Source organism: Tranquillimonas alkanivorans (assembly GCF_900115595.1).
GTDB classification, from domain to species: domain Bacteria; phylum Pseudomonadota; class Alphaproteobacteria; order Rhodobacterales; family Rhodobacteraceae; genus Tranquillimonas; species Tranquillimonas alkanivorans.
In genome coordinates, this window is sequence record NZ_FOXA01000001.1 from 540,880 (window position 1) to 554,545 (window position 13,666).

General features: G+C 66.0%; 10 protein-coding genes and 1 pseudogene. 1 reads left to right on the plus strand and 10 read right to left on the minus strand.

Annotation, left to right across the window (positions count from 1 at the left end; all coding sequences use genetic code 11):
- Positions 1-44: 44 nt before the first annotated feature.
- The 9 genes and pseudogenes from infB to pip all read right to left on the minus strand — a co-directional run bounded on the left by infB (position 45) and on the right by pip (position 12,400).
- Complete coding sequence (infB, locus tag BM162_RS02745) at positions 45-2,546, minus strand: translation initiation factor IF-2 (RefSeq protein WP_093417336.1); 2,502 nt, start codon at positions 2,544-2,546, stop codon at positions 45-47.
- Positions 2,543-3,178: an RNA-binding protein gene (locus BM162_RS02750; protein ID WP_093417339.1), complete on the minus strand. Its 636-nt coding sequence runs from the start codon at positions 3,176-3,178 to the stop codon at positions 2,543-2,545. The genes infB and BM162_RS02750 overlap by 4 nt, the downstream gene beginning before the upstream one ends.
- A 20-nt stretch (positions 3,179-3,198) precedes the next feature.
- Positions 3,199-4,821 carry a transcription termination factor NusA gene (gene nusA, locus BM162_RS02755; RefSeq protein ID WP_093417341.1) on the minus strand — a complete coding sequence of 541 codons (1,623 nt, stop codon included), beginning with the start codon at positions 4,819-4,821 and terminating at the stop codon, positions 3,199-3,201.
- A 3-nt stretch (positions 4,822-4,824) separates the two neighbouring features.
- Positions 4,825-5,430: a ribosome maturation factor RimP gene (gene rimP / locus BM162_RS02760; protein WP_093417344.1), complete on the minus strand. Its 606-nt coding sequence runs from the start codon at positions 5,428-5,430 to the stop codon at positions 4,825-4,827.
- Between the two features lie 296 nt (positions 5,431-5,726).
- On the minus strand, positions 5,727-7,271 hold the full coding sequence (locus BM162_RS02765) for an ABC transporter substrate-binding protein (protein WP_093417802.1): 1,545 nt from the start codon (positions 7,269-7,271) through the stop codon (positions 5,727-5,729).
- Between the two features lie 99 nt (positions 7,272-7,370).
- Positions 7,371-9,023, minus strand: a complete 1,653-nt coding sequence (locus BM162_RS02770) for an ABC transporter ATP-binding protein (RefSeq protein WP_093417346.1) — start codon at positions 9,021-9,023, stop codon at positions 7,371-7,373.
- Positions 9,024-9,135: 112 nt separating this feature from the next.
- Positions 9,136-10,308, minus strand: coding sequence for an ABC transporter permease (locus BM162_RS02775; RefSeq protein WP_093417349.1), 1,173 nt, complete (start codon positions 10,306-10,308; stop codon positions 9,136-9,138).
- Positions 10,305-11,303, minus strand: a pseudogene (locus tag BM162_RS02780) (ABC transporter permease). The gene BM162_RS02775 and the pseudogene BM162_RS02780 overlap by 4 nt, the downstream one beginning before the upstream one ends.
- 122 nt (positions 11,304-11,425) lie before the next feature.
- The gene (gene pip, locus BM162_RS02785) at positions 11,426-12,400 is read right to left on the minus strand and encodes a prolyl aminopeptidase (RefSeq protein ID WP_093417351.1); all 975 of its coding nucleotides are present in this window, start codon (positions 12,398-12,400) and stop codon (positions 11,426-11,428) included.
- Between the two features lie 68 nt (positions 12,401-12,468).
- On the opposite strand from pip, the gene ubiG reads away from it, so the two are divergent.
- The gene (ubiG, locus tag BM162_RS02790) at positions 12,469-13,206 is read left to right on the plus strand and encodes a bifunctional 2-polyprenyl-6-hydroxyphenol methylase/3-demethylubiquinol 3-O-methyltransferase UbiG (protein WP_093417354.1); all 738 of its coding nucleotides are present in this window, start codon (positions 12,469-12,471) and stop codon (positions 13,204-13,206) included.
- Here the strand turns inward: ubiG and tspO are convergent.
- Positions 13,203-13,661: a tryptophan-rich sensory protein TspO gene (gene tspO, locus BM162_RS02795; RefSeq protein WP_093417356.1), complete on the minus strand. Its 459-nt coding sequence runs from the start codon at positions 13,659-13,661 to the stop codon at positions 13,203-13,205. The two genes, ubiG and tspO, sit on opposite strands and share 4 nt — an antisense overlap.
- Positions 13,662-13,666: the final 5 nt, after the last annotated feature.

Below are 13,666 nucleotides of genomic sequence, written 5' to 3' on the forward strand. Positions count from 1 at the left end.
TGACAGGCACCGTCCCCTTTTCTTTTGTGCCGATCCCGCGGGGATCAGTCGAGCGTACGCTCGACCTCCTCCCGCTCGAAGATCTCGATGACGTCGCCCGGGCGGATGTCCTCGTAGTTCTCGAAGGCCATGCCGCACTCCTGGCCCGACTGGACCTCGGCAACTTCGTCCTTGAAGCGCTTAAGTGTCTTCAGCGTGCCCTCGTGGATCACCACGTTGTCCCGCAGCAGGCGGACGCCTGCCGAGCGACGCGCGACGCCCTCGGTGACCAGGCAGCCCGCCACCTTGCCGACGTTGGAGACCTTGAAGACCTCCTTGATCTCGGCGTAGCCGATGAACTTCTCGCGGATTTCGTTCGACAGCAGGCCCGAAGCAGCCGCCTTCACGTCATCCACCAGGTCGTAGATCACCGAGTAGTACCGGATCTCGACGCCCTTCTGGTTCGCCGTGTTCCGCGCCGCCGCATTGGCCCGGACGTTGAAGCCGAAGACCGGCGCGCCCGAGGCTTCCGCGAGCGTGATGTCGCTTTCCGTGATGGCGCCGACGCCCGAGTGCAGCACGCGCACGCGCACCTCCTCGTTGCCGATCTTCTCCATCGCTTGGACGATCGCCTCGGCCGAGCCCTGCACGTCCGCCTTCACGACGATCGGCATCTCGCTGACGTTCTGGTCCTCTTTGGCCTTCGCCATGAGCTGTTCCAGCGTCGTCGCCGCACCGGCCGCCGCGCGCTTTTCCTTCGCGGCGTTCTGGCGGTACTCGGCGATCTCGCGGGCCTGGGCCTCGGTCTCTACGACGTTCAGGACGTCGCCGGCCTCGGGCGTACCGTTGAGACCCAGCACCTCGACCGGAACCGACGGGCCGGCTTCCTTGACGCGCTCGCCCTTGTCGTTCTCCATGGCGCGGACCTTGCCCCACTGCTCTCCGACGACGAAGATGTCGCCCTGCCGCAGCGTGCCGTTCTGCACCAGAACGGTGGCCACCGGGCCGCGGCCCACGTCGAGCTGCGCCTCGATGACGGCGCCTTGAGCGGCACGGTCCGGGTTCGCCTTCAGCTCGAGAATCTCGGCCTGAAGCGCGATGGACTCGAGCAGTTCGTCCAGGCCCTGACCGCTGATGGCCGAAACCTCGACGTCCTGCACGTCGCCCGACAACTTCTCTACGATGACCTCGTGCTGAAGCAGGTCGGTGCGCACCTTGTCCGGGTTGGCGGACGGCTTGTCGACCTTGTTGATCGCCACGATCATCGGGACCTTCGCCGCCTTGGCATGGTTGATTGCCTCGATCGTCTGCGGCATCACCGCGTCATCGGCCGCGACCACAAGAACCACGATGTCCGTCACCTGCGCGCCACGGGCCCGCATCGACGTGAAGGCCGCGTGGCCCGGCGTATCGAGGAACGTCAGGATCGAGCCGCTGTCGGTCTCGACCTGGTAGGCACCGATGTGCTGCGTAATGCCGCCGGCCTCGCCCGACACAACCTTGGCGTTCCGGATCGCGTCCAGAAGCGAGGTCTTGCCGTGGTCGACGTGGCCCATGACGGTGATCACCGGCGGACGGCCCTTCATGTCTTCGGGCTTGTCCTCGACCTGGTCGATCACGTCCTCGACGTCAGCGTCCGAGACGCGGACGACGTTGTGGCCGAAGTCTTCGATGATCAACTCGGCGGTGTCGGCGTCGATGGTCTGGTTCTGGGTCGCCATGATGCCGTTCTGCATCAGCGACTTGACCACGTCGGCCACACGCTCGGCCATGCGGTTGGCCAGCTCCGAAACGACGATCGCCTCGGGCAGCTGCACGTCGCGGCGCACCTTTTCACGCTCGACCTTGCCGCCCATCGCCTTCTGGCGCGCACGCTCTTGCTTGCGCTTCATCGCGGCGAGCGAGCGCTGGCGTCCACCGCCCTCGCCACTCAGCGCCTGGTTCAGCGTCAGCTTGCCAGACCGGCGTCCATCAGCGGCCTTGCCCTTGGACGGCTTCGGCGTGCGGTCGCGCTCGCGGTCGTCGCGGCGCGCAGGCGCGGGCTTGCCGCCGCCACGCGGCTGCTCCTGCTGCGCGGCCGGGGCCGGGGCCGGCGTAGGTTCCGCAGCCTTGGCCGCGGCACGGGCCTTCGCCTCTTCCTCTTCGCGCTTCTTGCGCTCTTCCTCTTCGGCCTTGGCCTTCAGCGCTTCCTCGCGCTCGCGCTCTTCGCGCTCCTTGGCCTCCTGCTCGGCCCGGCGGCGTTCGCGCTCTTCGGCACGCGCCTTCTCCTCGGCCTCGCGTTGCGCCTGCTCCTCGGACTCGCGCGCCTTGGCGGCGGCGAGCGCCTTCATCCGGCGCTCGAGCTCGGCATCAGAGATGCCGGCGGGGCGCCGTTTCGGGTCCCCGACGGGACCGCCGGAGGCAGCGCCACCGGATTTCTGTGCACCGGGCTTCGGCACGACCACGCGCTTGCGCTTGGTCTCGACCACGACGTTCTTCGTCCGGCCGTGGGAGAAGCTTTGCTTCACCTGTCCGGAGCGCGGACCGCCGCGCAGGCCGAGGGTCTTCTTGCCGTCATTCTCGCTCATATGGTCTTCTTCACCTTTCCGGCAGCTTTCCCGCCGTCATCGTCTGCGCGAACGCCCGATAGCCGCACGGCGTCATCCCTGAACACGTCAGCGAGTCCGCCTGCGGCAAGCGCCGCATGTATCACACGTTCCCGACCGAATGCCAAACCCAATTCTGACGCGGTCAGGATGTCGAAAAACGAGCCCCGGCCCCCGGGGCGGTGGAGCTTCGACTTGCCGCGGTCGGACCCGTCCGAGGCCTGCAGCAGGATTGCCGCACGATCCTTTTCGAGCCAGTCCTTGACCTTCTCGTACCCGGCCACGGCTTCGCCCGCCTTCCGGGCCAGCGCCAGCCGGTCGATCACCCGCCGCACCAGCGCGGCGTCGGTATCGGCGATCAGCGTGTCGGGCACGTCGACCGCCTGCTTGGCGCCGCGGGCGAACAGCCGCTTCGCCACCGCCTTCTCAAGCGCCGCCCTTTCGGCGGCGACCCAGATGCCGCGGCCGGGCAGCTTCCCGGCCACGTCAGGATATATCGTCGCGTCGGGCCCCGCAACAAAACGGATCAGCCCCCGCTTCGGGTTGACCTCGCCGGTCGCGATGCATTTCCGCTCGGGATCGGCCTTGAACTTCGTTCGCCCGCCGCGCGTCATGGTCCCCTCCGGACCCGCGATCAGGCCCCGGCCTCTTCTTCGGTTTCGACGCCTTCGCCCTCTTCGGGCTCCTCCGGCTCAAGTTCGGCGGGATCCACCCATCCAAGCTGGATGCGTGCGGTCATCACCAGATCCTGCGCTTCCTCAAGGCTGACGTCGAATTTTTCGAGCACGCCGTCGTCCTTCACGCGCTCGCCGTCGACCGTGGTCCAGCCGCCGGCCAGTTCCCAGTCGGCACAGGTGGCGAAATCCTCGAGCGTCTTCACGCCGTCTTCCGCCAGTGCCTCGATCATCTGGGGAGTCAGGCCGCCAAATTCAACCAGGCTGTCCTCCACACCCAGTTCACGAGCATGTTCCAGCGCCTTGCGGTTCTGTTCCTCAATGTAGTCGCGGGCCCGCGCCTGAAGCTCGGCGGCGGTGTCCTCGTCCACGCCTTCGATCACCAGAAGCTCGTCCTGCTCGACGTAGGCGACCTCTTCGAGGTTGGTGAAGCCTTCCGAGACCAGCAGCTGGGCAAAGAACTCGTCCAGGTCCAGCGTGTCCATGAATAGCTTGGTGCGCTCTTCGAACTCGGCCTGCCGGCGCTGGCTTTCCTCTTCCTCGGTCATGATGTCGATATCCAGACCGGTAAGCTGCGACGCCAGGCGCACGTTCTGACCGCGGCGGCCGATGGCGAGGCTCAGCTGGTCGTCGGGCACGACGACCTCGATCCGCTCAGCTTCCTCGTCCAGCACGACCTTCGACACCTCGGCCGGCTGAAGCGCGTTGACCAGGAACGTCGGCATATCCTCGTTCCACGGGATGATGTCGATCTTCTCGCCCTGAAGCTCGTTCACCACGGCCTGTACGCGGCTGCCGCGCATGCCGACACAGGCGCCGACCGGGTCAATCGAGCCGTCATAGGACACCACGCCAATCTTCGCGCGGCTGCCCGGATCGCGGGCCACGGCCTTGATCTCGATGATGCCGTCGTAGATCTCGGGCACTTCCATCTTGAACAGCTCGGCCATGAACTCGGGCGCGGTGCGGCTGAGGAAGATTTGCGGGCCGCGCGCCTCGCGGCGGACGTCCTTGATGTAGCAGCGGATGCGATCGTTCGGGCGATAGCTTTCGCGGCCGATCTTCTCGTTCCGGCGCAGAATTCCCTCGCCCCGGCCGATATCGACGATGACGTTGCCGTATTCCTCGCGCTTGACGACACCGTTGATGATGGTGCCCGCGCGGTCCTTGAACTCTTCGTACTGGCGATCGCGCTCGGCCTCACGGACCTTCTGCAGGATCACCTGCTTGGCCGATTGCGCCGCGATCCGGCCCATTTCCACGGGCGGAACCTCATCGCGGATCTCGTCGCCGATCTGCGGGTTCTCCATGTACTGCTTGGCCTGCTCGACGGTCAGCTCGGCCTGGTAGTTCTCGAGCTCGTCATCGGCCACCACCGTGCGCACGCGGGTGAAGGTCGCCCGACCGGTCTTGCGATCGATCTTGACACGGATATCCATCTCCGAGCCGTAACGGCTTTTCGCCGCGCGCGAGAGGCTTTCCTCCATCGCTTCCACGACGAGCCCGGGGTCGATCATCTTTTCCCGCGCCACCGCCTCGGCGGTCTGCAACAGTTCAAGCTGGTTGGCCGAAGTAATCGCCATCTGTCAGTCCTCCTTGGCCCGTCCGGCCGGGTTCTTAGGATCGTCCTCGTCGTCGAGGATGGTCTCGATCTCGTCGAATTGGGTCTCGTCGATGTTGCCGGCGTCCTTGCGGGCTCGCAGGACGTCGCGGATCAGATCGTCGGTCAGCACGAGCTTGGCGTCCGACAGCCACTCGAACTCGAGGCCGATGGTGCCTTCCTCGATCTCGATCAGCACCTCGTCACCCTCGGTCCCGGCGAGCGTTCCCTTGAAGCGGCGGCGACCGTCGATCAGCTCGGTCGTCTCAAGCTTCGCGACATAGCCCGACCACACGTCGAAGTCCTTCAAGCGCGTCAACGGTCGGTCGATCCCGGGCGACGATACTTCCAAGGTATAGGCGTCCTCGATCGGGTCCTCGACGTCCAGCGTGGCCGACACGGCGGTCGAGATTTCACCGCACTCGTCGACCTCGATCCCGCCCTCGGGGCGGTCGGCCATGATCTGAACGGTGGGTTTCTTGCCGCCTTGATAGCGCACGCGGATCAGCTCGAACCCCATATCCTCGATCACGGGGGTGATGACTTCGGCGAGCCGCCGGTCGATCTGGGCCTTAGCGATAAGATCTGACATTGTTCCGAACACAAAAAAACGGGCGCGCGGCCCGTCATGCTTTCCGGTGGAGCCTCGGGTAGGACCCCGACGCGCCGCTGTTGAGGTGCATATACGCACCGCGCCCCGAGTCTGCAAGAGGCAATGACCGCTCCCGGCGAAGCGGGGCATCTTCGGTCCTGAAATATCCTCGCCGAAGGCATCGCGCGCCCGCAGGGCGCGCCACGAAAGGCGTGGCGCCGCAGGCGCCTCACCAGGTCAATCAAAAAAAAACGCCCCGCCGGTCCGGCGGGGCGCGGTGTCGCGTCAGGCGGCGATCAGCTGAACCACCAGCGCTCGATGAAGCGCGAGTTGTCCATCTGCCACGCGTTGCCGATGGTGCCCGAGTTCGTCAGCGACTTTGACGCGGCGTCGACGTAGTTCGCGTACATCGGGACCACGGTGCCGCCATCGGTCGAGCAGAGCGACTGCATCTCGCGGTACATCTCGGCCCGCTTGGCCGAGTCGAGCTCCACCCGCGCGTCAAGCAGCAGGCTCTGGAAGCGCTCGTTTTCCCACTTGGTGTCGTTCCACGGCACACCGGTTTCGTAGCAGGACGAGAACATCCAGTCCTCGGTCGGGCGGCCCGACCAGTACGAGGCGCACCAGGGTTTCTTGATCCAGACGTTCGACCAGTAGCCGTCGTTCGGCTCTTGCACGACGTTTATGGTGATGCCGGCGTTCTTTGCGGAGGCCTGGTAAAGTTGCGCCGCATCCACCGCACCAGGGAACGCCGCCTCGGCCGCCGACAGGTCGACCTGCAGGCCCTCCATCCCCGCTTCCTTGAGGTAGAACGCCGCCTTGTCCGGATCGTACTCGTTCTGCGGCAGGTCCGGGGCGTAGTACTGGTTCGCGGGGCCGATCGGGTGGTCGTTGGCGACCGCGCCGTGGCCCAGCAGGATCTTGTCCACCAGCTCCTGCCGGTTCACCGCGTGCTTGAGCGCCTTGCGCACGTTGAGCTGGGTGAACGGGTCGACATTGGTGAGCATCGGGAAGGTGAAGTGCTGGTTGCCCGTCACCTCGAAGATCTCGATCTGCGGGTTCGACCGCATCAGCGGCTCGACCTTGAAGTCCACGCGGTTCACGGCGTCGACCTGGTTGGTCATCAGCGCGTTCATCCGGGCCGACTGGTCGTTGATGGCGATGGCCTCGACCTCGTCGAACCAACCGGCGCGACCGTCCTTGTAGTGGCTGTCGACGCGCTTGCCGACGAAACGGACGCCGGGGTCGAACGCTTCGACACGGTACATGCCGGTGCCGATGCCCTTCGAGATCGCCTCTTCGATCTGGCCCGCCGGGTACATCAGCAGGTGGTAATCGGCCATCAGGAACGGGAAGTCGGCGTTGCCGTTCTTCAGGACCATCTGGACCTGATGCTCGCCAAGCTTCTTCATCTCGTCGATGGCCGAGACGATGGGCTGCGCCGCCGACTTCGCGCCATCGGCCACGTGCAGGTTCAGCGACGCGATCACGTCATCGGCGCCGAACGGTTTGCCGTTGTGGAAGGTGACCCCCTTGCGAAGGTTGAACGTCCAGGTCTTGGCGTCCGGCGAGGCTTCCCAGCTTTCCGCAAGTTCGCCGACCAGCTGACCGTCTGCGGCAATCTCGGTCAGACAGTCGAACACGCAGCCATACGCCATCATGATCATGAAGGTGTCTGAGTGCGTGCGGCCGTCCCAGCTGTCCGACGTATTCGCACCGGCCAGCCCGAGCCGCAGGCGGCCCCCGCGCTTGGCCTGGGCGCGGACGGGCAGTCCGGTGGCGGCGAGCACACCCGCCGCGGCGCCGGTGCCGAGCAGTCCGCGTCTGGAAATCCTGGTCATCTTGGTCTCCCGTTTCTTCTTCTTTCTGCGGGCCTGCCGGCCCTGGGCGAACTCACACTCCTCCCGGAGCGGCACGGGAGTGATTCTCCCGCGAATCGATCACATTCTAACAACTGCGGCGTCGCCGATGTTGTCTTCTCCCCGCTCGGCGAGCATTCGGCTCAGCCAGTCGGGGTCCATCTCGGGCACCGACGACAGCAGAAGGTCGGTGTAGGGGTGGTGCGGCGGACGGAACATCTGGGCTTTGGGGCCGTGTTCCACGACCTCTCCCTCCTTCATCACCACGACTTCGTCTGCGATGGCCTGCACCGTCGCCAGATCGTGCGTAATGAACATATAGGTCAGTCCAAGCTCATCCTGTAATCGGGCGAGCAACTTCAGGATTCCTTCCGCCACGAGCTGGTCCAGCGCCGAGGTCACTTCGTCGCAGATGACGAACCGCGGCTCGGCCGCCAGCGCCCGGGCGATACCGATCCGCTGCTTCTGCCCGCCCGACAGCTCGGAGGGCAGCCGGTCGATGAACTGGTCGGGTTCGAGTTCGATCTGGTTCAGAAGGGCGCGCACCCGCTCGCGCTTCTTCGCACCGCGCAGGCCCGTATAGAACTGCACCGGCCGGCCGATGATCTCGCCGATGGTCTTGCGCGGGTTCAGCGCGGTGTCGGCCATTTGATAGATCATCTGCGCCTGGCGCAGCTGGTCCTTGTTTCGCTTGCGATAGTCGCGCGGCAGGGGCTCGCCCTCGAACTCGATGACCCCCTGCCGGGGTGGCAGAAGGCCGGTGATGCAACGCGCGGTCGTGGACTTGCCCGACCCGCTTTCGCCCACCACGGCGACGGTGCGCCCGGCGTGGATGTCGAAGCTCACGTCGTGCAGTACGTCGATCTTGCCATAGGCGGCGGTGACGTTCTGGATGCTGACGATCGGCGTCGCATCCGCCGCCGGTGCCGGCTTGGCGGGCCGCTGAAAGCTGCGCACGGCCCAGAGCGACCTTGTGTAGTTCTCCTTCGGCGCCGACAGCATGGTGCGCGTGTCGGCCTCCTCGACCTCGTCGCCCTTGAGCAGCACCTTGATGCGGTCGGCCATCTGCGCGACCACGGCGAGGTCGTGTGTGATGTAGATCGCGGCGGTGTCGAACTCCTCGACGATGCGGCGGATCGCGGCGAGCACCTCGATCTGGGTCGTCACGTCGAGCGCCGTCGTCGGCTCGTCGAAGATGATCAGGTCCGGGCGACACGACATCGCCATCGCCGTCATCGCCCGCTGAAGCTGTCCGCCGGACACCTGGTGCGGATAGCGGAAGCCGATCTCCTCGGGGTTCGGCAGGCGCAGACGGCGGTAGAGTTCGATGCCGTCGGCCATCGCCTCGGCCTTCGACATGACCCCATGCTGCACCGGCGCCTCGACATGCTGCTCGATCAGCTTGTGCGCCGGGTTGAAGCTGGCGGCGGCCGACTGAGCGACATAGGCGATGCGCTTGCCCAACAGGCTGCGCTTCTTCGACGCCGAGGCCTGCGTCAGGTCGATCCCGTCGAACTCCACCGACCCCTTCGAGATGCGCACGCCGTCGCGGGTGAAGCCCATCGCGGCGAGGCCGATGGTCGACTTGCCCGCGCCGGATTCACCGATCAGGCCCAGCACCTCGCCCTTGTGCAGGTCCAGGTCGACGCCGTTGACGATCTGCTGCCAAGTCTCGTCGCTGCGTCCCTCTAGGTGCAGGTCGCGGATCTTGAGAAGGAGGTCGCGGTTGGTCATGTGGGCCACCCTCCGGTCGCGGAAACACACTGGCGGGCGCTCCGCCGCCATCCGCGGTCGGGCACTGCCCTCAGCGCGCCGATCAACCCGAAGCCATAAAGGGCCAACATCCTCACTCCTTCAGTCCCGACGACCGGTGCAGCATCCAGTCGACCACGAAGTTCACCGCCACCGTCAGCAGCGCGATGGCCCCCGCCGCCATCAACGGCAGCGCGGCGGTCAGCGGCGAAAACGCGGCGAAGTTGATGAACTGCGAAAGGTCGCGCACCATCGTGCCCCAGTCGGCCAGCGGCGGCTGGATGCCCACGCCCAGGAACGACAGCGACGCGATGGTCAGGAAGACGAAGCAGAACCGCAGCCCGAACTCGGCCAGAAGCGGGGCATAGGCGTTGGGCAGGATCTCGCGGAAGATCAGGTAGCCCAGCCCCTCGCCCCGCAGCTTCGCCGCTTCGATATAGTCCATCACCACGATGTTCCCGCCCACGGCCCGCGACAGGCGATAGACGCGGGTCGAGTCGATCACGGCAATGATGATCACCATGTAGAAGGTCAGCATCCCCGACTGCGACCCGGCCCAGGCGCTGGCGATGGTCATCAGCAGCAGTGCGAAGATCAGCGACGGGATCGCCATCAGCACATCCACCGCCCGCGACAGCAGGTTATCGAGCCAACCGCCGATGGTGGCAGCAAGGAACCCCAGCGAGCCGCCCAGAAGGAAGGCCAGGCAGGTGGTGGCAAAGGCGATTCCGACAGTGTTCTGCGCGCCGTAGATCAGGCGCGACAGCAGGTCCCGCCCGATCTGATCGGTGCCAAGCGGATGCGCCGGGTCGCCGCCCGCCGCCGGATCGCCGCCCGGCAGGACGTTGACCTGGGCGAAGACCTCCTCCTGCCCGTAGGGCGCGAGCCATTGCGCGAAGATCGCGACGATCGCGTAGATGAGGATCATCAGGATGCCGAAGCTCGCCGTCAGCGGCATGTGGCGGAACAGCTTTCGGGTCCCCTCGGTCCCGACATGGCGGCCGAGCAGCCGGAACAGCCAGGCCGCAAGCGCGAAGATCACGAAGCCTTGCACCGCCCAGCGGAAGAACACCGCCTGCTCAACGAAGAAATAGAGCCAGACACCGACGCCGATGGTGAACACGCCGAGCGCATAGCCGAACGCCGTCGTCATCTCCATGTCGCGGAAATACGGGCGGCCGGTGACGGTCTGCCCCGCGAAGCGGAAAACCCAGCCCGCCGCCACGAGCGCGGCGAACACGAGGACGATCCAGATAAGCGTGCTCATCTCGGGTGCCTCAGCCTGGGGTTCGACAGGATCGACAAGATGTCGGCCAGCAGGTTCAGCGTGATGTACGCCCCCGCGAAGATCAGGCAGCAGGCCTGCACCACGGGGATGTCGCGGATCTTCACGCTGTCGACGAAAAGCTGGCCGATGCCGGGATAGACGAAGACGACTTCGACCACGACGACGCCGGTGATCAGGTAAGCCAGGTTCAGCGCGATCACGTTGATGATCGGCGCCAGCGCGTTGGGCAGCGCGTGCCGGACGATCACCCGCCACGGCGACAGGCCCTTGAGCCGCGCCATCTCGATATAGGGCGAGGCCAGCAGGTTGATGATCGCCGCGCGCGTCATCCGCATCATGTGTGCCGTCACCACCAGCGTCAGCGTCAGCGCGGGCAAGAGCGTCCGCTCCAGCCGCTGGCCGAGGCCCATGTCGGCATAGATGTTCGACAGCGACGGCAGCAGCGGGTTCAGCACCGCCAGGAACAGGATCAGGATGTAGGCCAGGAAGAACTCGGGGCTCGAGATCGAGGATAACGTGAACACGTTCGTCGCCCGGTCGAAGACCTAGTTCCGGTAAAGCGCGGCGAGGATGCCGAGGATCAGCGACAGCGGCACCGCGATGCAGGCCGTGACGCCCGCCAGGAACAGCGTGTTCTGGAACCGCGGCGCGATCTGCGCGGCCACGGTGTTCAGGCCTGATCCCGTCCCCTCGCCCACGAAGCTGGCGAAATTGGCCTGCGCGAAGCTCGTGCCCAGGTCACCCTGAAGGACCCCGCCCAGCCAGCTGAGGTACCGCGTCACCGGCGGCTGATCGAGCCCCAGGTCCCGCCGGATCGCCTCCACCGCCTCGGGCGTGGCGCCCTGACCCAGGATCGCCTGCGCGAAGTCGCCGGGCAAAAGGTTCACTGCGACGAAGATCACCAGAGAGACGATGAAGAGCGTCAGAACGCCGAAAAGAAGACGTTGCAGCACGATGCGTGCAACCGGTCCCACGTGAAACAATCCCCAACCTTTTTCAGGTGGCGGCTAACCTATGCCGGCGCAGGGGGCCAAGTAAACCGAAAGCGACACAAAATGTTCCGCCCGCGGCATGCGGTCCGGTCGGAAACGTCGCGTCAATCCCCGTCGCGCAGGGCGTCGGTGGCGCGCACGAGCTCGCGGCTGATGCCGGGCTCGGACAGGGCATGCCCGGCGCGCGGCACCATCCGCAGGCGCGAGGCCGGCCAGAGATCGTGCAGCCGGTGCGCCGACACCGGCGGACAGATCATGTCGTAGCGACCCTGCACGATGGTGCCGGGGATCGACTCGATCCGTGGCATGTCCTGCAGGATCTGCTCATCCCGCTCCAGAAACCCGGCGTTGGTGAAATAGTGGTTCTCGAGCCTCGCGAAGGCGCGGGCATAGTCCGCCGGACTTTCGCCGCCGGGGCCGTCGTTGTCGATCGAGGCGAGCGTGTTTTCCCAGCTCGCCCAGGCGCGGGCGTGCCGGATCTCGGTTGCCGGGTCGTCCGAGAACAGCCGGCGGTGATACGCTGTGATCAGGTCGTCGCGCTCGTCCTCGGGGATCAGGTCGGTAAAGCGCTTCCACACATCGGGCCAGAACTTCCCGGCGCCGCCGCCATAGAACCACTGGAGCTCGGCCTGCGTCATCAGGAACACGCCGCGCAGCACCAGGTGCCGCACCCGATCGGGATGTGACTGCGCGTAGATCAGCGCCAGCGTCGCTCCCCAGCTTCCGCCGAAGACGACCCACTCACGGATTCCCAGAACGCCGCGGATCTTCTCGATATCCGACACCAGGTGCCAGGTCGTGTTGTTCTCGACGCTCGCATGGGGCCGCGACCGGCCGCAGCCACGCTGGTCGAACAGCACGATACGATAGACGGTGGGGTCGAAATACCGCCGCATCGCCGGCGAGCAGCCGCCGCCGGGCCCGCCGTGCAGCACCACGACCGGCAGCCCCTCGGGGTTGCCGCACTGTTCGAAGTACACGCGATGACCGTCGCCCACGTCGAGCATCCGCTGATCGAACGGGTCGATGGGCGGATACAGGAACTGGGCTGCGCTTTTTTGACCCGACAATCTGTCCATGACAGAGCTATATAACTTCGCCGGGCGTCCTGCCACGGGGACGAAACGGAAATTCCAGGAGGATGGGCATGAACACCACCACGATCGACGCGTCCGAAGTCGCCAAGTTCGAGGCGATGGCCGCCGAATGGTGGGACCCGAACGGCAAGTTCAAGCCTCTCCACATGCTCAATCCGTGCCGGCTGGACTACATCTGCGCGCAGATCGCGGCCGAATTCGGGCGCGATCTTTCGACCGGGACGCCGTTCGACGGCCTGCGCCTGCTCGACATCGGCTGCGGCGGCGGCCTGCTGGCCGAGCCCATGGCGCGGCTGGGGGCCGATGTCGTGGGCGCCGACGCCGCCGCCCGCAACATCCCCGTGGCCGAGGTGCACGCGCAGCAGTCCGGGCTGGACATCGATTACCGCCACACCACCGCCGAGGACATGGCCGCCGCGGGCGAGCAGTTCGACGTCGTGCTGAACATGGAGGTGGTCGAGCACGTGTCCGACCCGCTCGCCTACCTCACCGCGTGCCAGCAGCTTCTCAAGCCCCACGGGCTGATGATCTGCTCGACCATCAACCGCAATCCCAAGAGCTTCGCCATGGCCATCGTCGGGGCCGAGTGGGTGATGCGGTGGCTGCCCAAGGGCACGCACGAATGGGCGAAGTTCATCACGCCCGACGAGCTGTATGACCTGATCCGGCAGTCGGGCCTCGACCCCGTCGACCGCACCGGCTTCGTCTTCAACCCGGTGTCGTGGTCGTGGAAGCTGTCGGACCGCGACCTGTCGGTGAACTACGTCACGGCGAGCGTGAAGCGCTAGGCCTCGGACGGGTTGCGCCGCCAGACGCTGAAGTTCAGCGCGCCGGCGGTCGTCACCCAGGCGAGGTACGGCACGAACAGCAGCCCCGCGATCAGGTCAAGCTGCAGGAAGGCCACCAGCGTCGCCGCCACCGCGAGCCAGAGCGCGGCCAGCACGACCATCGCCGCCTTCATTCGGCGCAGCCCGAAGAAGACCGGGGTCCAGAGCGTGTTGAACGCGATCTGCACCGCCCACAGCGCCATGGCATAGCCGCTGTCGGGCAGCACGGCGACGCGCGCGGCGGCATACGCAATGCACAGGTACAGCGTCGTCCAGACCACCGGGAACGCCCAGTTGGGCGGCGTCCAAGGCGGCTTGTCCAGGCGCTGGTACCACGCGCCGGGCTGGAACATCGCGCCCGTGGCCGCCGCGGCGGCGCAGGCACAGAGAAACAGAAAGAACAGACCCCACTCCATACGGG